17 protein-coding genes are annotated in these 19,676 nt (G+C 66.8%); 4 read left to right on the plus strand and 13 right to left on the minus strand.

Features of this window, described 5'->3' with window-relative positions; genetic code table 11:
* Positions 1 to 49: 49 nt before the first annotated feature.
* Positions 50 to 217: a hypothetical protein gene (locus tag L3Q67_RS25795; RefSeq protein WP_499184047.1), complete on the plus strand. Its 168-nt coding sequence runs from the start codon at positions 50 to 52 to the stop codon at positions 215 to 217.
* 260 nt (positions 218 to 477) lie between these two features.
* Here L3Q67_RS25795 and L3Q67_RS25800 read toward each other — a convergent pair whose 3' ends face one another.
* Entirely contained in the window at positions 478 to 1,719 is a 1,242-nt protein-coding gene (locus tag L3Q67_RS25800) for an IS110 family RNA-guided transposase (protein WP_499184048.1), read from the minus strand.
* Between the two features lie 426 nt (positions 1,720 to 2,145).
* Here L3Q67_RS25800 and L3Q67_RS25805 point away from each other — a divergent pair, with 426 nt between their 5' ends.
* The gene (locus tag L3Q67_RS25805) at positions 2,146 to 2,361 is read left to right on the plus strand and encodes a hypothetical protein (RefSeq protein WP_499184049.1); all 216 of its coding nucleotides are present in this window, start codon (positions 2,146 to 2,148) and stop codon (positions 2,359 to 2,361) included.
* Positions 2,362 to 3,306: 945 nt separating this feature from the next.
* On the opposite strand, the gene L3Q67_RS25810 is transcribed toward L3Q67_RS25805, so the two are convergent.
* The 9 genes from L3Q67_RS25810 to L3Q67_RS25850 all read right to left on the minus strand — a co-directional run bounded on the left by L3Q67_RS25810 (position 3,307) and on the right by L3Q67_RS25850 (position 12,809).
* Positions 3,307 to 4,536 carry an MFS transporter gene (locus tag L3Q67_RS25810; protein ID WP_499184050.1) on the minus strand — a complete coding sequence of 410 codons (1,230 nt, stop codon included), beginning with the start codon at positions 4,534 to 4,536 and terminating at the stop codon, positions 3,307 to 3,309.
* Positions 4,533 to 5,612: a pyridoxal phosphate-dependent aminotransferase gene (locus L3Q67_RS25815; RefSeq protein WP_499184051.1), complete on the minus strand. Its 1,080-nt coding sequence runs from the start codon at positions 5,610 to 5,612 to the stop codon at positions 4,533 to 4,535. The genes L3Q67_RS25810 and L3Q67_RS25815 overlap by 4 nt, the downstream gene beginning before the upstream one ends.
* 376 nt (positions 5,613 to 5,988) lie before the next feature.
* On the minus strand, positions 5,989 to 6,516 hold the full coding sequence (locus L3Q67_RS25820) for a hypothetical protein (protein ID WP_499184052.1): 528 nt from the start codon (positions 6,514 to 6,516) through the stop codon (positions 5,989 to 5,991).
* A 107-nt stretch (positions 6,517 to 6,623) separates the two neighbouring features.
* Entirely contained in the window at positions 6,624 to 6,986 is a 363-nt protein-coding gene (locus L3Q67_RS25825; protein ID WP_499184053.1) for a hypothetical protein, read from the minus strand.
* Between the two features lie 313 nt (positions 6,987 to 7,299).
* On the minus strand, positions 7,300 to 8,295 hold the full coding sequence (locus L3Q67_RS25830; RefSeq protein WP_499184054.1) for a L,D-transpeptidase: 996 nt from the start codon (positions 8,293 to 8,295) through the stop codon (positions 7,300 to 7,302).
* Between the two features lie 693 nt (positions 8,296 to 8,988).
* The gene (locus tag L3Q67_RS25835) at positions 8,989 to 9,531 is read right to left on the minus strand and encodes a cupin domain-containing protein (RefSeq protein WP_499184055.1); all 543 of its coding nucleotides are present in this window, start codon (positions 9,529 to 9,531) and stop codon (positions 8,989 to 8,991) included.
* Between the two features lie 43 nt (positions 9,532 to 9,574).
* Positions 9,575 to 10,633 carry an alpha/beta hydrolase gene (locus L3Q67_RS25840; protein WP_499184056.1) on the minus strand — a complete coding sequence of 353 codons (1,059 nt, stop codon included), beginning with the start codon at positions 10,631 to 10,633 and terminating at the stop codon, positions 9,575 to 9,577.
* Positions 10,634 to 10,689: 56 nt separating this feature from the next.
* Positions 10,690 to 11,853: a hypothetical protein gene (locus L3Q67_RS25845; RefSeq protein ID WP_499184057.1), complete on the minus strand. Its 1,164-nt coding sequence runs from the start codon at positions 11,851 to 11,853 to the stop codon at positions 10,690 to 10,692.
* A complete protein-coding gene (locus L3Q67_RS25850; RefSeq protein WP_499184058.1) occupies positions 11,853 to 12,809 on the minus strand; it encodes a hypothetical protein in 957 nt (318 codons plus the stop codon). The genes L3Q67_RS25845 and L3Q67_RS25850 overlap by 1 nt, the downstream gene beginning before the upstream one ends.
* A 981-nt stretch (positions 12,810 to 13,790) precedes the next feature.
* Here L3Q67_RS25850 and L3Q67_RS25855 point away from each other — a divergent pair.
* Together L3Q67_RS25855 and L3Q67_RS25860 are read left to right on the plus strand one after the other, a co-directional pair.
* Positions 13,791 to 15,005 (plus strand): cytochrome P450 family protein, encoded by a 1,215-nt coding sequence (locus L3Q67_RS25855; RefSeq protein WP_499184059.1) that lies wholly within the window; start codon positions 13,791 to 13,793, stop codon positions 15,003 to 15,005.
* A gap of 54 nt (positions 15,006 to 15,059) precedes the next feature.
* A complete protein-coding gene (locus L3Q67_RS25860; protein WP_499184060.1) occupies positions 15,060 to 15,449 on the plus strand; it encodes a hypothetical protein in 390 nt (129 codons plus the stop codon).
* A 39-nt stretch (positions 15,450 to 15,488) separates the two neighbouring features.
* Here the strand turns inward: L3Q67_RS25860 and L3Q67_RS25865 are convergent, their stop codons facing one another.
* The 3 genes from L3Q67_RS25865 to L3Q67_RS25875 all read right to left on the minus strand — a co-directional run bounded on the left by L3Q67_RS25865 (position 15,489) and on the right by L3Q67_RS25875 (position 19,174).
* Positions 15,489 to 15,944: a helix-turn-helix transcriptional regulator gene (locus L3Q67_RS25865; RefSeq protein WP_499184061.1), complete on the minus strand. Its 456-nt coding sequence runs from the start codon at positions 15,942 to 15,944 to the stop codon at positions 15,489 to 15,491.
* Positions 15,945 to 15,962: 18 nt separating this feature from the next.
* Entirely contained in the window at positions 15,963 to 17,084 is a 1,122-nt protein-coding gene (locus L3Q67_RS25870) for an IS630 family transposase (RefSeq protein WP_499184062.1), read from the minus strand.
* A gap of 71 nt (positions 17,085 to 17,155) precedes the next feature.
* The gene (locus L3Q67_RS25875) at positions 17,156 to 19,174 is read right to left on the minus strand and encodes an ATP-binding protein (RefSeq protein ID WP_499184063.1); all 2,019 of its coding nucleotides are present in this window, start codon (positions 19,172 to 19,174) and stop codon (positions 17,156 to 17,158) included.
* Positions 19,175 to 19,676 lie beyond the last annotated feature (502 nt).

Genomic DNA, 19,676 nt, shown 5'->3' on the forward strand with positions numbered 1-19,676 from the left:
CTATAAGCCTATCGAAAAGGTATTCGAATAGTAGTCGAAAGGAGGTTGGGTGCTGGTGCCGGGACAGGTGCTGGGCCTCGATGAGGACGAGGTGCTCGCAGTCGTGCATGCGCCTCCATTGCAGGATGCCTGCGTGAGACTGTCGTTCTGGGTCTCCGGCGCCGGACACGACAGTTCACGCGCGGAGGCGCGAATCGGCTGCCACCTGTCGTGGTAGCTGGACTTCCTCAGGGTGCGGGTCTGCAGCGGTGATGCAGTACAGCCCGCAGGCATCGCGCCGAAGCCCAGTTCGTCATAGCAGGTCCGCGCGACCGCACCCCCCGGCGTCAGCGGTCCCTGCGTGAGTTCGCCCACGAGGCCGGTGCAGTGGCGCGGCGGCCGGGCAGGGGATCGCCGGCACCGCTCCCGCTCAAGGGCTCATTGGCCCGGGGTGGTTCCAGGTGTGTTCCGGCGATCTCCTGCCCGGCCGCCAGACGATCATCCCAGTGTTGTCTGGCCGGGGTGTTCCCAGGCAGTGCGTTCGTCGTAGTGACGGCCGTGGAGCAGACAGTGGTGCAGGCACGAGAGCAGCCGACCGGACAGCTTGCGCAATGCGGCGGCGTGGGTGTCACCGCACTGCCGGCGACGATCGTAGTAGTCCCGGCAGCCTGGTGATTGCCGCAGCGTCGCGAACGCCCAGAGGAACGCGGTATCTTTCAGCGTGCGGTTGGCGACGTGGCGGTGGGTGACCTGCCGGGCGCTCCCGCTGGCCCATGTCAGTGGCGCGGCGCCGGCGTAACCTCGCAGGCCCCGCGCGGTGGCGAACCGCGAGGGATCGTCCCCGATTTCGCCGAGGAGTCGAGCGCCGGTCAGCGGGCCGACCCCGGGGAAGGACAGGTAGATCGGGGCGTGCGGATGTTCGGCGAACGCGGCGGTCGCCGCGACGGTCAGGTCGGTGATTGTGCCCGCGCGATGCCGCAATTCGGCGACAGCGGCACGGACCTGCGTTCCCAGCGCGGCCTCAGTCGCGGATTTCTGGCGTAGCCAGGGTTGACGGACCAGGGCATGCAAGCGCGCTGCCTGCTGGTCCAAGCAGCGGGTGCGCCCGGCTTGGGCGAGGAGGTGACGCCATCGGACTACGGTCAGCTTGGTCGCTTCGGCCGGGGTGGCGGCGCAGGCCAGGACGGCGAGGGCTTCTGGTCGCAGCAGGCCGCCGCGATAACCCTGCCAGGCCTGGACCATGGCCGGGTGGAACTGCCGCAACAGCGACCGCAGTCGTAGTCCCTGCCTGCGCTGCGTGCGGGCCTCGAAGTCCTGGGCATGAGCGAGAACGCGGATCGCGGCGGCAGAGTCGCTGTTGGCCGGCGGAAGACGGTGGTGGTGGCGGTCGGTACGCAGGATATTCGCGAGCACAACAGCGTCGCCTTTATCGCTTTTCCGCTTGGTGGGGTGGAGTCGTCCGCGGTAGCCCGCCACGACCGCGGGGTTGAGGGTATAGACAGGCTGGCCAGCCTGCCGCAACGCTGTGACCAGAAGACTACCGCTGGCCTCGATAGCGACTGGCACCCCCTTGCGTCGATGTCGCGAACTGGTGCTGACACCGGACAACAGGCTGAGTATGTCTCGCACACCCTGTGGCGACTCGGGAACACGCAATCGCGCAACGACGGTACCGCTGTCGTCGACCACGGCAACGTCGTTGAGCTTCTCGGACCAGTCGATTCCGGCGTAGAACCTCACCGTGCTCCCGCCGCGGTGGGACGGCCTGCAGCGGGCAAGCTGGGGCGATAGGACATTGATTTCACTCCTGGCGCGTCGACGTAGGCAGGCTGGCGTGCCCGGCACTGACCTCGGAGGCCGGGTAGCCGCACAACCCCCGCTGGCGCAGGGAAAACGAGGTCCCTGCCACGGTATCGGTGTCGATGGACGGTGATCAAGGCGGTCCGGAGCCACGGCGATCAGCCGGTCCGGCGGCACGGCACATGCCCGGTTCATCGGCCAGTCAGGACTCGCTCCGTCCAAAGCCAGGATCGCCGGGGCGTCATTGCTACTGTTGGAACATTGGCGACAAGTCAGGAGCTTTGGCCCTGGCAGCCCTGATGACCCTCTCTCGGAAATCCGGCGCTTGAAGTGAGGAACGATGACCAGTCCCTCGAGGAGAACACGATGAACGAGCCTGGTGCCAACCACCTGGCTCGGAAACGCGATGAGTCGATCGATACCGGCCAGCCGACTGCGAGGTTCGCCGCGAGCGGTGAGCGCATTCGCGCTGCGGAGGTCTACGTGGTGGCGCCCGACGGCACACCGAATCTCAACAGGCCGCAGGAGTACCTGTTCATTCAGCCTGATCATCTCTGGCGTGCGAGTTGGCTTCCTGAGTGAGCTGGCTGGGTCAGCCTGATTCGTGATGACGAAAATGGTCTCTTACCATCCGGCGTGGTCACCCGCGCCCGGGCTATTGGGCGTGTGCGCATATGCGGACGGCGAGATTCTCCTCGGGCGCGGGAAGGATCTACTGGCAGCGACAGCGAACACTGCCGCCACGTTGAACAACTCGTCGCCCGCCTCCATGGCCGCCGTGTCTGTGCCAGCCGGTTTCATCGTGAACTGGTCCACAGCACGCTCGGCGAGCACCGGCGCGTCGCGCTGGGTTTGGACTCCGATCCGGGCGCATGATCTTCCGGACACTACTCGGAGTCTTCCGAGAATCCGCCGTTGCAAGTGAGCAATGTTGAGCGTTGGTGATGCCACTGTCCCCATCGGGCCGCGGGCCAGCACGGATCAACGCCACCCAATCCGTGAGGGCCGACACGCTTGTGACCGGATTGGCGGAATCCCGGGTCGAGCCTTACCGCCCGGAATTTGTGGACGACTGGGCCAGGCCTTTACGCGTCCCCCCGAAGTGAAGCGCCACAGTTGCCGCGAGGTTGTTGAGTTCATGCGTACGGGCCCGCACTGCTCAGTGAACTGGTGAGTGGACCGCTACACCTTTCACGAAGGCGTCCCACTCCGACGGCGTGCAGATGAAGATCGCGCCGTCGGGGTTCGAAGGCTGCCACAGCGCGGTGTACGTGACACCGTCGGAGTGCGGAACATGGGCATACGCGATCACCGCTCCGGGGGTTGGGCCGATGTCGGGGTCAGCACTCAGCCACGTCACGCTCCGCGGCTTAGGTGGCTGACGAACGTTGGGTTTCTGGTCTCGTTGATCTTCTTGCATCGACTCGTCTGCTCCTTTCGGCCAGTCCGCTCACGTGGTCATCGGACTTCGGCGACGGTGAGGACCTCCTGCAGGGGCATGCGTCCTGGTGCGGCTTCGGTTTCGACCTAGCGGATATCATTACTGGTTGGTGGTTGAACGCGGCCGGGGGTGGAAGTCGCGTGGCTGCCGACGTGTGGTGCTCGCTGGCGCGGCGCGCGTCCCGCCGCTGCCACCCCGCAGGCTGCTATCGCGAGCGCTGCGGCAGCCGGGGCGAGGACGGCGACGCCGGCTTCGGCGACGAGGACTCCACCGAAGATGCCACCAGCGGCGTTGCCGAGCTGGATCGCGGATCCGCCGAACGGCAGAAGCAGGCCAGGGTGTGCAGGTGGTGCCAGGTCGAGAAGCCACCGGGCCACCGGCGGATTGAGCGCCCAGTACGCGGAGCCCCACACCGCTGCGATAACGGCAGCGGCGCCGATCGCACCGTCGAACAGCGGTAATGCGGCGAGCGCCACTGCGCACACCGCGGTGCACACCAAAACGGAGCGGCGTCCGCCGTAGCGATCCGCGGCACGGCCACCCAGCAGAGTGCCGAGGACGCCACCGAGGCCGAACACGGCTAGCAGCACGGTGACGGTGTTCGCGTCAGCGTGGAACAGTTCGTCCAGCACGGGGGACAGGTAGGTGTAGAGAGTGCTGGTTGCCATGCAGGCCAGCACGGTGGCCAAGAGGCTTGCTGCGACACGGCGGTCCGCGACCGCCGCGCGACGTTCCCGTGGGGGCATCGGTACGGGCACGGCCACGCTCGGCACGATCACCGCGATCGTGGCGGCGATCGCCACGCACAGCCCGCTGACCAACCAGAATGCCCCGCGGAAGCCGATGCGCTCGCCCAGCTGCCCCGATAACGGGACACCGATCAGGACCGCCAGCGCAAGCCCGACGAACACCACGGCGCTGGCCCGCGCGCGGTCCGCCGGCCGGTTCAGCGCCGCCGCCACCGCGGTGGCGGCGGGAATGAACGCCGCCGCGCCCAGCGCGGTGATGACGCGGCCGGCGACCAACACCGGATACGCCGGGGCCAGCGCCGCCACGGCGTTACCGACCGCGGTCAGGGCCAGTGTGCCTGCCAAGAGCCGGCGTCGTCCCCACCGACTCGTCACCGCCGCGGTCGCCGGCGCTGCCAGGCCGCACACGAGCGCGAACACGGTGGCCAGCTGCCCGGCGGCGGCCGGGCTGACATGCAGTTCGGCAGTCACCGACGGGAGAAGCCCGGTCATGATGTAGCCACTGGTGCCCACGGCGATCGTGCCCAGCCCCAGCGGGTAGGTCCGTGCATCCAGCCGCTCGGTCATGATTGGCCCCCGCGTGGCCCGGGCACGTATCCGACCGTCGGTGTGCTGGCTCTGTGGTTGGCCCAACTGGCCGCGGCGGCCAGCAATCGCTCTGCTCCATGCCGGGAGCCAGCGGTGACACGCACCCCGTGCCCGGGAAAGAGCGCGACCGTCAACCGGAAGGCACGGCAATGCCGCGCGAACGACGCGGCTTCCTCCCGTAGCGGCAGCCACAGAAAGTTCGCGCCCGACACCGGGTAGCGCACACCGAGGTCGGCCATGCCGGCATGCATCTGCTCGCGCACGGACCGGACATTCTGGATCTGGCTCTGGAGCTGGCGGGGAGCGGCGAGACTGGCCAGTGCTGCCACAACAGCGGCTGAACTGACCTCGTAGGGCACGGCGAGCGAGGCCGCGCGCGCAGCTATGCTCTCGTGAGCCAGGGCGTATCCGACCCGAAGGCCAGCCAGTCCGTACGCCTTGGAGAACGTCCGGGTGACCACCGTCCGAGACGTCCAGCGGGCCCGCTCTCCGGCGTTCTCGATCAGCTCGGGCTCGAACTCGCTGTACGCCTCGTCGAGTACCAACCTCACCGGTTCGGGCAACCGCAGGCCGAACTCCCGCAGCCGCGCGAGTGGCGTGACGGATCCGGTGGGATTGTGGGGATTGGCGACGATGACCGCGGAGGTGGACGAGCCGACCGCCGCCCGCATCGCGGACAGGTCGCAGCTACCGTCGGGGGCCAGCGGCACGGCCACCGGCACTCCTCTGGAAAGCCTGATGATGTGCGGGAACGCTGTGAAACCGGGTTCGGCGTAGACCACCTCACGCCGGTCGCCGACCGGCCGCGGCTCGTCGGTATGCAGCAGCGACAGCAACCGGACCAGCACGCTGGCGGAGCCGGCGCCGAGCACTACAGATGTCTGCGGCACCTGATGGCGGTCAGCGAGCGCCTCGCTCAAATCGGTAGCTGTAATCGCGGGGTAGCGCTGAATGCGGCTGGACAGGTCGGCTACCGCATCGGCCGCCGCGTCGAGCGGCTCGGGCAGCTCGGCTGCGGACAAGTCCAGCCACGGGGCGCCGTCCGGGCCGTTCATGACGTCCTCCGACGCGGAGTCGGACGTGCCGGGCGACACGACGACGGCTGTGCGGGAGCACGCTGGTCGACCGACCGCCCGGCGCCGACCGCAGTGGGCAGGAGGGCAATCGACGTGCCGGGTAGGTGCTGGAGTACCCGTATCCGAGACACCGGGCGGTCCGCGTCGACCGCGCGGGATTCCCGTCTGCATGGGAACCCCGCGCGGCCACACGGGGTCTCGGCTGCCCCTGACGACACGCGTAGCGGCCAGATCAGGATGTCGGCGCGCTGACCTGTGGCGTCGTTGACGGCGGGAATGGGCATGACCGAGACCACGGTTTCTCCTCAAGACGTGGAGCGGATGTCGGATCAGGTGTTACGAGCGCTCAGCCGGATCAGCACCACGGGACCGTCGGCGTCCCGCCGCCCCCCGGCGCCGTGTTCTGGACCACGTGCCACAGGTCCGAACGGACCCAGCCGTAGCGGCCGGCGTGCGAGGCCCAGCCCCAGGCCCATCCGTCGCTGGCGACGCGCTTGCAGCCGACCCAGTAGTACGCGCCGTAGGGGATGGTCCCGATGACGGTGCCGGAGACGGGGCTGCTGCGGATCCGCGCACCGGCGGCGACTCCGCGAACTTCGATCCAGCCCTGCGCGGAGAACGCCGGAGCGGCCGGAGTGGTCGGCCCCGCAGCGCGTACCCCAGGGTCTGAGGTGATCCGTGTACCGTCCGGTGCGATCGCGGGCACGTTTTCGTTGCCGGTACCTTCACCGGGCGCGCCGACGTCCGGGGTCGTCGTCGCGGCCGGAGCGTGGACGTGCGTGACCGGTGCCGCGTTCGCGGCGGCTCCACCAGTCACCATGGCAGCCAGAGCCAGGCCGGCGATCGTGGCGGTGCGCAGGTGGGTCTTCGTGATGATGCCCATGGCGTTCCTCTCATGTGTGTGTTTGTGGTGTAGCCCCGGGCGCTTGCGTCCTGGGAAGGGAAGCGGGCGCACCGGGCGTCGGCGCAGAGCACCGGACGTGTGATGGGTCAGCCGGTCACCGGGTGGTGGCCCACGCGTGGAGTGGGCTTGGGTGCGGGCTGGTCGGACGTGCCGCCGGGGGTGTCCGAGCTGAGCTGGTTGTCAGCGGGTGAGGTGGCGGGCGGTCGTCCCGGGGGAGCCGTCGGCCCGGTGGCCGGCGGCGTGTTCGGGCCGTGCTCCGCGGTGGCGACAGCGATCGTCTCCGCGGCTACGGTGCCCGCGTCGACGGTCCGGACGGTGATCTGGGGACTGCCGCGGTAGGAGAACTGGGTGTCGGGAGGCGGCGATGTGCTGCGTGAGTGGTCGTAGCGGGCCTTTCCCTCGACGCACTGATCGCTGATCGGCTTGTCCCTGAGGGGCAGCGCGCCCACGGGCGCTTCTGCGTGTGCGGCGCTGTCCCGGCTCGAAGCTGAACTCGGAGCGGTCCGTACTGCGTGGTCAATGGACGCCAACGGTGTGGCACTGACGGGGTCGTCCGCGGTCGCCGATATGTGGCAAGCCGACGATGTAGTCGCGGCGGTACGCGCCGTCGGGTTGGCGCTGAGCTCCGGGCCGATGATGCCGGTGACCGCAAGGCCGATGGCGCCAGCGCTGGCCAGGGCGGTGTGCGTTGTTCGAGTAGCGGTTCGGGTCACTGGTCCTCCTGGGTTTCGCTGCCGCCCCGGCGGAGTCGGACGTGGCTGGTCACCTGATCAGCACGGGAGATCCGATGGGCACTTCTGTGCTGAGCAACCGCAGTGCGTCCGGTGGGATCCGGATGCAGCCGTCAGAACTGGGTCGGCCGTAGCTGGTGCGGCCGAAGGAATCGGGGTTCGGCCAGGTGTGAATGCCGAGGGTGCCGGGCCCACCGCCGTAGGAGTCGAAGACCTCGCTGTGGGCTCCGAGGGGGAGCACGATCGGCGACACCGTAGCCTGACTGTCCTTAATGGATGCAAGGATGAATGTTCGGGTCGCCGGGGTGGGTGTGCTCGGCTTTCCTATACCCACCGGCCACTGGGCGACGATGGTGCCGTTGTTGACCAAGGTCATGGTGAACGTCGCGCGGTCGACTTCAATCCGGTATGGACTGTGTGCCGTGACGATCCTGGAGTCGAGATAGATCCAGCCGGTGGAGTCGTTGGGACGGCTGGGAACAAGTACCTCGACCCAGCCCGGCCGTTCGGCAACGATCGGCAGCCACGTGTCGCTGACGAGTTGAGTCGGGGGAACCGCCGCGATTGCGAGACCTCCCGGCGAGCTGTAGAGCGGCACCGTTGTGGTCGGGTGCACCAGCCGGCCGCTGGGTGTGCCATCAGGTTGCGGATCCGTGGTCGCGTTGAGCACGGTGCCGAAAACCGTGGCCGCTGGAAGCGCGTCGAGTTGCTGCTGGCTGACCGGCCGCGGCGCCGCGACTGAGGGAGTGTCGTCGGCGTCCGCGGCGGCCGGCGAGGCGGTCGAGGTGCCCGAATTCCGCGCCACTGAGTGCCAGTCGCCGGAAACGGCCCATCCCGCTACGCCGAGAGCGGCGGCGACCAGCGCAACGACGGTCCACGGCACGATTCGACGGCGGCGCGTTGCCGTGGGCGGCTGTTCGAGATCGCGCCGCGCACCCGAGGGGGTGGTCGGGCCGGTCGCACCGTCCTGCCGTGGTTCGTGCTGGTGATCCCGGTGAGCGCGTCGGTCGTCGTCGCCATCGATCACAATGAACCTCCTTTCAACTCGGTGGGGAGTCCTGTGGATGTGTTACGGCCATCGTGCGTGTTGCGATTGAATCGACGTGTACCGACAGTGTTTAACTGCGGAGAATCTGGCACCCTCGGAACGATTCCGGCGCGGGGATACCGACTCTCGGCGTCTAGTGCGGTGCCCGCGTTTGCTGGCTCTGTGAACAGCGATTGTGCTTCGCTATTCCCACTGTGCAGCGCCTTGAATGGCCATGTCAACAGCTTTCCGTTCGGGAGAGAACATGTCTATGGCTGGGACATTTTGGTCGCGACAATCTCCCCTGGTGCGATGTGAGCCAGGGTTGCGAATGGGTCTCAGATCGTGGTTGGGCTAACTTCTCGTGAGTGCTACCCATCTGCGATGAATTGTCGTTTCGATCTGCATGGCGACGTGTCGGCCCGGGTGTATGGCCGATTGCTCGGACATGTTGCTGAACGGGCATGGTGCTCGATCGTGCCTCGCTGAGGCATTTCTTGGGTGCTGGGCGGCCCAGGTGACCTCCTGGTCGCCGCCGGTGCACGACGCGGCAGGGATGACTCGGAGCCCAGGCTGCTTACCCTGAGCCGTGAGCGCCGATCCCACCGTCATTGTGCGCGCTCGGGGAGGTCCCGACGCCGCACCGTCTCGTGCAGACAGTGCGGCGCCGGGTGGCAGAGCACACGGTCATCGTCACCGGGTGCTCGTGTAATCGGGCAGCAGACGCTCGATGAGCAGATCCGCCACGGTTTCCTGGCCGTCCTCAGGTTCGTGGAACTTCTCGCGCAAGTGCTGGCTGAGTTGTCTGGCCGAGTTGTCCCACTCCTCGTGCCGGATGACGTCGTGGTGAAAATGCTCGCTGGTGCCGATCTCGCTGACCACAACCGGTTCGGAATCAGACAAGTTGGCGGCCAGGTGCAGTACCCCGCGGTCGATGATGATCACGTCTCCGGGGCCGTGTGGCTCCGGCATCAGCTCGAGCGTGGGTGACACGGCGAGCGTGGTCGCGTGCCCGCGCACGACGCTGACCACGATGACGCTGTCCGGATGACGATGCATCACTGTGATGTGTCCGGGCGGCATGACCACCCACCGGGCGGTCACGCCGGCATGGGAACCGCCGTGGACGAAAGTCTGACGCTGCAGCCCCACCTCCCTCACATCGAGGTGGTCGTTCAGCGCGGTAGCCAGCCAGCCTGCCTGAGCTGTGGCGGCGATGTCCTCAAGTTCTTTCACGGGCTATTGCTCCTGTTCGGGCCCAGGCGGGCTTACGGTCGGGTCAGTCGGTGGCTGGCACGCGCGCGGAGAGCCACTGAAGAATCTGCGCGGTGGTCGACGGTGCAGTGGTGGACAAGGCGATGTCGTGTCCCGTGGCGGGCACGACGATTCCGTCGACCGTGGAGCGGGGGCCGTAGAAGTGGCGTTCGTCGGCGGCCAGAGCCGCGCCGCTGCTGCACGGGCCTCCCAGCGGCGGTATGCCGCACATGGTCTGGTCGGAGTCGCCGTTGACGACCAGGACCGGGCCGTTGTAGCCACGCGAGGTCGCCACCAGGAACTCCGGCAGGAAAGTCGCCAGGTCGGTCAGCGAGTAGGTGTCTTTGAGCTGTTCATCCTTCTCGACCACCGCGGGATCGGCGGTCCGGGCGTCGTAGAACACGGCCCGTTGCCCTGGGCTGGTTGTCAGGTAGCCGGGGTCGAAAATCTTCCCGGCGAACCGGGGATCGAGCGCGGCCAGCCTGCCGGGCAGGAGCAGCTGGGCCACGTTCGTCACGAGCTTGAGGCGGTGGCTGATCCCGGTGGTCACGATCGCGTCGACGTCGTGATGGATCCCGGCTTCGGCGTGGGCGATGATCGAACCGTAGGAGTGGCCCACCGCTACCACCTTCGGGTACTGCTGGCCGAGGCGGCCTGCGCGCAGCGCCTGCACCACCTGGTGGAGGTTGTCGATGTTGACGTGCAGGGAAACCCGCGTGCTCGCCGGGCGGGTGCTGGCCCCGGTGCCGATTTTGTCGATCGCGAGGGTGGCATATCCGGCTCGGTTCGCCGCGCGGGCGAACGAGTATCTCTCGGGCTGGTAGGGAAAATCCCAGTACGCGCGGGTGTAGGTGATCCCGGGGATCAGTACGGCCACGGTCTGTGCGCCGGAGGGTTCGCACAGTGTCCCGGCCAGGTTCGCGGCGGTGGAGTCGGCCAGGGTGACGGGCAGGCGAACGTCCCGACAGGTCGTGTGCGGAGGGGCGTCGGCGTCGGCGGGGCTGGCGGGCCCGGTGAGCAGCGCGCCGCACGTGGTGAGGATCGTCAGTACATGGGAGATCCGGCGGTAGGCGGTAGGTGGCATCCGTGATGTCCTTCCTTCCCGCGGCGGGGGAGTGGTGGTGTTCAGTGCCGTGCGGGTCATGTCGGAGTCCTGCCGGGGCGGGGAAGCCGTGTGAGGCGCCAGGTGAGGGCGACGTTGGACGCCGCGTCCTCAGGCGTGCGTCGGCCCAGGCCGCAGGCGGCGCCGACGCCGGAGACTGGGCGGCCGAGGGCGTGCTCGATCAGCCGCAGAGCGGTGGTCGAAGCCTCCGGGTGGGTCTCGTCGGCGACGCCGGCGAGCAACTGGATGTCGTCTCGTAGGGAGCTCAGCGGGTGGTACTTCGCTGGGCTGGTCGACGGGGCGGTGCGCCCGTCGCAGAACGCCACGTGCGCGGCGGGTACCGGGCGTCCGGCGTGGACCAGGCGGGCGGCGACTGCGTTGTGGACAGCGACCATGGGGCGCAGGTCGGTCAGCGTGGACATCGGCTCGTGGGCGAGGTCGCCCCGGCACCAGATGTGAAGCGCCAGCCCCACGTCGCGAGGTGTCTGGCAGATCAGGGCGGCGGTCTGCTGTGCCATCCATGCGGTGACCGCGGGCCACCACGGGCGCGGCACCTTCTCGAACCCGTGCATCACCGCCGGACTTTCCAGCTGAACGACGACCTCGTCCGCTGCGTCTCGGGCCAACTGCGCGATCTGCTCGATTTCCTCAGCTACGGCCCCGGTGAACACCGGCAAGGCCCGCACGGCGCGTCGGAGCACCCGAAACCGGTCCAGAGGCGAAGTGCGACCCCGGAGCGCGGCAGGTACGCCGAAGGCAACCAGCGCGAGATCGAGCGGGGCCGGCATCGACACCTGGTACGGCGGGAGTTCGGGTGCGCTGAGTTGCCTGCGTGCGGCAAAAGCGGCCGCGGCCTCGTTGACGCGGTGCGGTGCCACGTCGGCCGCCGTGAGCCTGTAGCCATGGCGGACCCGGTAGATGGGCATACGGTCGTAGCCCGAGCAGTCGCCGTCGACGATCAGCTCCCAGGCCCCGCGCGCCCGCAGGCCCACCAGCCAATCGGTGATCCAGCGTGGGTCCCGGTCGCTCGGTAGCGCGGTCACAGCGGCTGTGCCCGCGTGATCGAGAATCCACTGCATCCCTGCGCGTGCGGTGGGGCACAGTGCTGCGGGCAGGGATCCGACGAAATGCATCCCTCGTCGGATTGGATCGCTCTTGTGCTCGTCGGTGGCAGGGTGGTCATGGTGGTCGAGTGACGACATCAGGACTCCCCCTCTGCGCCGAGGGCGCTGCGCGTGAGGTCGTCAGTCGCGGCCGAGTCGTTGTTGCCCCGTCGCGCCGCGGCCTGGGCCTGGTGAGTACGCGGTGCTGGCGGGTACAGCTGCCCCGAGGCTGGCAAGGACCGGACGGCGTGCACTGACTCGGCCGCCAGAATGAGCGAGTTCGGCTCGCGCATGCGCCATTCGATGCTGCCCAGCAGCGTGTGCGCCTGCGCAACGTCCTCGAACCGGGAACCCAGCAGCCACACCTGCCCTGGCAGGTAGCCGCTGCGCCGGACCGCGTAGATCTCGGCGGTGCGCGGGAGGTACCCGACGGTCCATGGGCCAGCTCGGTCGAGGGGGTCGATGTCGTCCTCGTCGCCATCGCGCCGCCACTGTTCCCCGAATTCGTCACCCATGACCCGCGTGAAGCCGCGAGCCCCATCTCCACGACGTGAATCTGCCGCGAGAAACGTGGACTCGTCGTCAAAGACGGTCACGGACCCCGGCACCGCTGGTGATCGCCGCCACCCCCTGGCCGCTTCGGCCAGCAGGCCGTACGGGGCATCCAGTTCGATGACGAACCTGCGCAGGAGCCGCTGCAGCACCCAGGCTTCGTTCAAAGAGGACAGCGCGTCCTCGTGGAGCGTGTTCGCATCGGCGAGGATGCGGTCGACGTCGTCGCGTCGGCGCCGTGCGGAGGTCGACCACCACGTTCCCGCAGCGTCCTCGCGCTCCGACCGCAGCTTGTGAACCCGCCTTTGCGCTTGATCAACTTGTTGCGTCAGGCTGGCGATCACACGGCTGAAGCGGCCGTCCAAAGCCAGCAAGTCAGCGGCGGCGTTCACCGAGATGCCGGAACCGGCCGGCCCGATCAGCCACGTGCGAACTTGCGACGGCAATCGATCCGGGCTGTGTCCTATCCGGAACTCGAGCCCGTCCTTGGTGTAGTGCCACATCGGGTGTTGCTGCGACCTCATCCATCTCCTCCCCGAGATGCTGTGACCGGAGTCGGGGTGCCGTCGTGCTCAGGTGACAAGCGCGAAGAACGCGGCACACCGACGCTGGCCTCCCTCGAATGCCGACTGTGGTGTGCTGACCCGCGGCTGGACGACGGCGTCCTCCCCAACCCGTCGGTCCAGCCGCCAGCCGCCTCTGTTGCCAGAGGCGCAGCGAGAGGCATACGGCGTATGGTGCTGGTGGTCAGATCACGAGCCGTGCGCTCGAGGGCCGGACCGCCCGGTCCGCCTCCGATGTACGCACCCTCAACACCACTAGCCCGTATGCCTCCCGCAGTCGATGGCACCCACGCCACAAGATCTCGCCGATCTGCATCGCCGAAGTCCCCCGACTGGGTGATTGCCGCCCCGGTTCGTATAGCGATTGGGAGTGCAAACCAGGGCCTCATCGATGTGCTTACGATAGGGCTGGAAACGGTGTTGTCAAAGCATCAGCCGCACGTATTTGGCCCTTTCTCCACGGGATTTTCCAAGGATTGTCAGGGGAAGCACGTAGCGTCTTCACGCTGCCCCACCTGGCGCTGCACTCTGCGTGATACTGGCTGATCAGAGCGTCAACGGGCCGTGTTGTCGGAGCCTGAGTGCAGGCTCATGCTCTGGCCATGTCGACCGCGAATTGCGTCAAAAAGTGTCGTATTATCGCGGGATCACAATGTGCAGCGGTGGATCTATACGTGGATGCTTGCGGAAAACTTGAATTAGCGATTCGTGGTGTGACGGGTCGCGTTACGTGGCCCTAGAGCTCGGAGTACGTGGTCGCTAAGCCGAATTTACGTGGTTCCCCTGATGGTGCTCGTACTCGTGATCACTGATGCTGAACAGCGGTACGCGTGCCCTGCCGGGGTGCATACGAGAACCCGACGTCGGCAGCAGAGCCGTCACCGGGGCACGCTGGCGCCGCGCACGAGGAGGAATCCCACGATGACAACCACGGAAGCCGCGCTGTTCAGCCCCGGGTACTGGAACGAGTCACTACGGATCGGCGACGCGGTCCGAGAGGCTACCCCGGCCTGCGAGGTGACGCTGCAGAACGGTCTTAGGGTCTGGATCATCACCCGCTACCACGACGCACGGGCCGCGCTGGCCGACTCCCGGCTGAGCAAGGACGTAGACGGGCTCCTAAACCTCATCGAGCGGCAGTTGGCAGCCTTGGGTCTTGGCACCGACATGTCGGTGATGTTCAAGCCGAGCATGATCTTCCGCAACGATCCCGAGCATGCCCGCCTCAAGCGGCTGGCCGCCGCGGGATTCACCCGCGGTCGTGTGGAGAGTTTGCGCCCACGAATTGAGCGCCTGACGGCGGAGACTGTGGCGAAACTCCCTCGCGATCGGCCGATCGACCTGATGGACACCGTGGCGGTTCCGCTACCGCTGACAGTGATCTGCGAGCTGCTCGGCGTGCCGGCGGGAGAACGAACCCCGCTGCGCGGATGGGTCGCGGCGATGAACGAGGACCTTCAGGACGTCGTGGTCCGCGCATCACACGAACTGGAGGTGTACTTCGACACCCTGATCGAACAGAAACGGCGGAAGCCAGAGGACGACTTGCTGTCCGCGCTCGTGCACATCGGGGACGACGAATCCGATCAGCTCACCCACGATGAGCTGATCGGGACCATCGCCCTGCTGCTCAACGCCGGGCACGACACCACCGCGAACACCATCGGTAACGGTGTGCGCTGGCTGCTGAAAGACGACCGTGACTACTGGCGCCTGCTCGGGCAGCAACCTGAGCTGGTGCCCAACGCGATAGAGGAGGTGTTGCGCTACGACTCACCGGTGCGAGCCGCCACTCACCGATACACCACGACGGACGTCGAGGTCGGGGGAGTCCAGATCCCTGCCGGCGCGATCGTCTTGGTCTTGCTTCAAACGGCCAACCGCGACCGCCGCCGGTTTGAAGACGCCGATCGCCTCGACATCCTCCGCGACACCGGTGGCCACCTCGGCTTCGGCCACGGCATTCACTACTGCCTGGGAGCACCTCTGGCGCGCATGGAAACTCAGATCGTGTTCACGGCGCTCACCAGTACCTTCCCCGATGCCCGCCTCGTGGAGGCCTCCCACGAGACGCAGCGAATCCCCTCCGCGATCATGAACGGCTACACGCGGCTCCTGGTGTCACTCGGAGGTTAGGCATCTCGTGAACGCTCGGCACAAACACCCGGGGACAGGCGGTCAGGATGGAACGTGGTGAACCCGGATCCGCCGGACGACCGATGGTCTGCGGCCGCGATTCTGGCGTTCGCCGCGGCTGCCACAGCGACGGCACACCGGGTCCATGTGCCGGCTTGCCTCGATTCGCCGCCGCTGCATGACTACCTCGCCCGGCGATTCCCAGAGCTGCAGTACGCCAGCGCCGTGATCGAGCCGGATATGGAAACTCGGCACGTGTGGCTCGACCCGGCCAGCTGCTCATGGACGGAGATAACCCTCCGCGACGGGATGAACTCGGCGATGCGCGGCAGTGGCCCGCGCATGCTGCTCTACGACGAACTCATCTCCGCCGCGGATGCCTGGCGCAGGCACAATTCCTACGGCCAGACGGCTGACAACCTCGGGTCGGATGACAGTACCTGACAGTCACGGAGCTCCATGCTGCCTCACTCGGCCAGGAGATCACCGGGCAGTCTCCTCCTTGAGATACCACGCTGCGATCTCGACACGATTGGCCAACCCGAGTCTCCGGTTGATTCTGCGGATGTGCTCTTCCACTGTCCGGAAGCTGATGCCAAGTTGCTTGGCGATCTCGCGATTGCGCATTCCCTTGGCGATCAAGCCCGACACTTCGTATTCTCTCTCGGACAGGCCACCAGGCCGCATCTCCTGCACCGCTGCCTTCCGCGGCGACGACAAGGGAGCCGACGTGGCCAGCGTGTAGACCTCTGCGGGTCCGAGCGATTCACCTTCAACTACAACGTTCTCAAACTCGTCGTCGCCGAGTTCACGCCGTATCAGGGCCTCCGCCTGCTGCTGCACACGCAGGAATGACAGCAGGCCCAGAACACTGGCCTCGGTGATCCGCTGGCCCGCCTTCGCCCCGCCGAGCAGTTTACTGGCTAGTGCTGTGACCACATAGGTTGGCGGGGTTGGTCAGGCGGCGTGTGTGGCGCGTTGTCCCCACCGGTGACGGCGTTCGCTGCGGATACGGGCTCGTTCACGGCGTTGGGAGGCGAGGACGTCGGGGTGGCGTGCGTTGGCGTTGCGCCATCGCAGGTAGGCGTGCAGGGCGCGGGTGGCGACGGTGTGATTCGGGTGGTTCGATCCGGCGACTGCGAACATCTTCAACGGCCCGAAGTGTGCTTCGATCGGGTTGGCCCAGGAGCTGTAGGTGGGGGTGAAGCACAGTTCGACGTTGCTGCGGTGGGCCCACGCTCTGATCGCGTTGCCTTTGTGGGCGGAGAGGTTGTCCAGGATGATGTAGATCGGTGCGCCGTCCGGGCGTGCGGCGCGGATGGACTTCAGTGCGGCCAGGGTGTTCGCCGCGGATTTTCGTGCTCGGACGACGCCCCAGAGGGTGTCGTCTCCCAGCGAGTAGCAGCCGTGGAACTGTCGGACACCGCAGAGTTTGTGATAGTTGGCAGGCAGCCTGCCGGGATGGTTCTTCTTCGTCCAGCCGGCGCCGGGGTGCGGTCGGATGGTCAGTGGCCCGAACTCGTCGAACGCGAACACCCGGTCGGTGAAGTGGCTGCTCACGTGCTCGATGCGGGCCAGTTTGGTGTCCCGGTCGGGGTCGTTGGTCTCCTTCCAGGTCTTGGTCCGCTGGAAAGTGATGTCGTGCTTGCGCAGGAACTGCCGCAACCGTTCGCGGCCTATCGTGACCCGTCGGTTTCCGTGGTTGCGGGTCAGGTAGGCGCAGAGTTTGCGCAGGCTCCAGCGGGTGAAGGGCTGCTCGAGTGCTTCGGGTCGCGTGGTGGCCGTCGCGATGATGAAGGCTTCGTCCTCAGGGCTGATCAGGCGGGGACGGCCACCCGCCCACTGAGGGTCCAGGCAAGCCAGGCCCATCTCGTTGAACCGGTGGATCACCCCGCGGATTGCGTCCTCGTCGCCTTGGACCAGGCGGGCGATGGCGGGGACGGTGTTTCCGCTGGCCGAGGCCATGATCACCATCGCCCGCCGCAACCGGATCGATGATCCGGTGCCTCTGCGGACGATCTTCTGCAGACGCTGACCCTCCTGATCGGTCAGCCGACGCGCTCGTACTGAATCTGCCATCCGCCCAGACTGGGGCGCGGACGATCAGCAGCCGCGAACGTTGACCGGTGTGTCGCCAACCCGGCCAACGTTCATGGACACAGCACTAGCTCATAGAGGCCCAGCTTGGCAGCGATGATGGCGAGGAGCCACTCGCTCCATATCCTGCCCCAGGTCTCCCCAGTCGCCTGTTGAATACGGAGCCCCTCTTGCGCCAGCCGGCCGGCTTCGCCAGGATCTCCGAACTGCAGCTCCGCCAGCGCGTAATTCCACAGAGCCCACGAAATGCACCACTGAGCGCCCGCCGCGCGTGCGGTCCTGAGCACGCGTTGAGCGGCCGCGAAGGCCGTATCGCGATCGCCATGGAAGCCTGACATCATCCCATCGAACAGGATCACCATGAATGTGTCGCCGTCCGTACCGTGGTCCTGGAACGCACGCTCGGCACGGGCGAAGAGGGTTCCTGCCTCACGTGCCTTGGCCTGATCGGGCTCGGTGAGCCAGAGTTGAGTGGCACGACTGTACAGCAGCGGACCGAACGAGTCGGAGATCCCTAGTTCGCACGCGATTTCCTCCGCCTGGGCCATCAGCGGCTCTGCCGACTCTTGGTTGCCCTGGATCAACGCGACCCAGGCGGCCATCGATAGTCCGGCGACCTGTTGCGCGGTCGGGGTATCAGCTCGTCCGTCGAGCCCGAGTGCCAGCATGCGGCGCGCTTCGTTGAGCAGGCCGCTGAACACGAAGAAGCGAGTGCGGCTCAGCCGGATCGCGAGTTCCAGACCGCGCTCTCCACTGGCCGGATCAGCCAAGAAGAACTCCTGCGCCGCCCGCAAGTTGGGCACTTCCGCGCGCAACCTATGCATCCACTCGATCTCGGCTGGCCCGAACCACTCCCTGGTGCACCTCGCCGCCAGCTTATCGAAGTACTCGGCGTGAGCTTGGCGCAGCGCTGCTTCCTCACCTGCGGCTTCAACCAGTTCTTGGCCGTAGTGCCGGATGGGGTTGAGCATCCGGTACCGCGTCCGGCCGGCGTGTTCATCCGCCACCAGCAACGATTTGCGCACCAAGCCGCTGAGCAGTTCATGCACCTCGGAGTCCTCGATACTCCGGCTGTGACAGATAGCCTGCGCGCCCTCGATGTCGAATCCGCCGTCGAACACCGAGATCGCGGCGAGTACCTGACGCTCGGCTTCGGGAAGCCGCTTATAGGACCAGTCCAGCGCCGCGCGCATCGTCCGGTGATGGCGTTGTTCCGAATCTCCGTCCACCAGCAGGCGAAGCGGACGCCGGTTCTTGCGGTAGTAGTCTACGACCTCCTGCAGGGTCATGGTGTCCAGGCGGCGCGCGGCCAGCTCGATGGCCAGCGGAATGCCGGCCAACTGCTTGCAGAGCCGGTCCGCGAGAAGGTGGTCCTGCTCCGCTAGGTGGACGCTGATTTCGGCGGCACGGTCCAGCAGGAGACGTCGGGCCTCGTGTCCCTCACCCTGGCAGTCACACGGGCGTTGTGGCCGGGCAGCATGCTGTTGCCGCGCATCCCGGTCACCGCCGCTTCGTGGCCTGGACCGCGGCACGACCTGCTCGTCCAATCCGGTGCACATGGGCTCGACCTTCAACGTGTTCTCGCCCTGGATACCAAGCCGGACCCGGCTGGTGGTCACGACGTGCAGCGACGGCGCGGACGTGAGAAGCCTGTTAAGCAACTGCGACACTGGGCCCGATCCGGCTGAAGGTCCAATCAAATGCTCGCAGCTGTCCAGCGCCAGCAGAATGTGCTTGTGCCGCAGATGCTCGATAAGCCGGGCCAGGCCAGGCGTCGCCGAGTTGTCCCCGATGCCGAGCGCCTCGGTGATCGTCGACTCCAGCCGATCGTCATCCTCCTTGATATCGGTCAGCCGGACTACCACCACACCATGCTTGAAGGTGCTTGTCTCGGTCAGCTTGTGGGCCAATCTGAGCAGCAGGCGAGTCTTTCCCACACCTCCGGTACCGATCAAGGTGACCAAGCGAGCGGTCGAGACCAACCGCATGCCCTGTTCAAGCAAGCCGGCGCGGCCGATGAAGCTGTTTCTCTCCGCCGGAACCATGGATTGGGCGATCGGCGGAACGGGCACGATTGGCCCGTCTCCCGCCGCGCTGTGGCGATCAGGTTCAGTGTGGCTAGCCATGCGTGTCCCCCCGACACGTCTCGTCGCTCGCAACTGCGCAGAGCGTGCAGTTCTACTCGCCGACACGGGCCGGGATCACACGGCTTAGGGCCGCTTCTGGCCTAACCTCCTCGCTCGGCCAGCCCTTCTCGCGTTGAGAAGATGATCACGCTCCCGCGTCAGAGTGCAGTGCTATTGCGACCCGGTAACGGGTTTCGCTGCGAGCTCTTCAAGGGACCGGCCACGCCCGGCGACCAACGGGAACGAGCCTCTGGATGGCACTCTTGCATGCTTGTGATCGTTTAACAAACCGTGACGCCCGGGTTTCGGGACTTTTCTTACTCACCGCAATGTTGACCACCCGTTTGGCTTAACGTTCCTGCACTGGGTGCACCTTTGGACGCCGGGGGGTGGGGTCTGACCTGCAGTGATGGTCGCGTATGCGATAGTGATGCGAGGCGTCCGCGTT

This window comes from Saccharothrix sp. AJ9571 (assembly GCF_021725495.1).
Lineage (GTDB): Bacteria > Actinomycetota > Actinomycetes > Mycobacteriales > Pseudonocardiaceae > Amycolatopsis > Amycolatopsis magusensis.

Excerpts from the sequence above, each read along its gene's own strand:
- L3Q67_RS25820 (WP_499184052.1), bottom strand. The coding sequence starts at position 6,516 with ATGGGCATCATCACGAAGACCCACCTGCGCACCGCCACGATCGCCGGC.
- L3Q67_RS25855 (WP_499184059.1), top strand. The coding sequence starts at position 13,791 with ATGACAACCACGGAAGCCGCGCTGTTCAGCCCCGGGTACTGGAACGAG.
- L3Q67_RS25815 (WP_499184051.1), bottom strand. The coding sequence starts at position 5,612 with ATGAACGGCCCGGACGGCGCCCCGTGGCTGGACTTGTCCGCAGCCGAG.
- L3Q67_RS25840 (WP_499184056.1), bottom strand. The coding sequence starts at position 10,633 with ATGCCACCTACCGCCTACCGCCGGATCTCCCATGTACTGACGATCCTC.
- L3Q67_RS25845 (WP_499184057.1), bottom strand. The coding sequence starts at position 11,853 with ATGTCGTCACTCGACCACCATGACCACCCTGCCACCGACGAGCACAAG.
- L3Q67_RS25870 (WP_499184062.1), bottom strand. The coding sequence starts at position 17,084 with ATGGCAGATTCAGTACGAGCGCGTCGGCTGACCGATCAGGAGGGTCAG.
- L3Q67_RS25850 (WP_499184058.1), bottom strand. The coding sequence starts at position 12,809 with ATGTGGCACTACACCAAGGACGGGCTCGAGTTCCGGATAGGACACAGC.
- L3Q67_RS25805 (WP_499184049.1), top strand. The coding sequence starts at position 2,146 with ATGAACGAGCCTGGTGCCAACCACCTGGCTCGGAAACGCGATGAGTCG.
- L3Q67_RS25810 (WP_499184050.1), bottom strand. The coding sequence starts at position 4,536 with ATGACCGAGCGGCTGGATGCACGGACCTACCCGCTGGGGCTGGGCACG.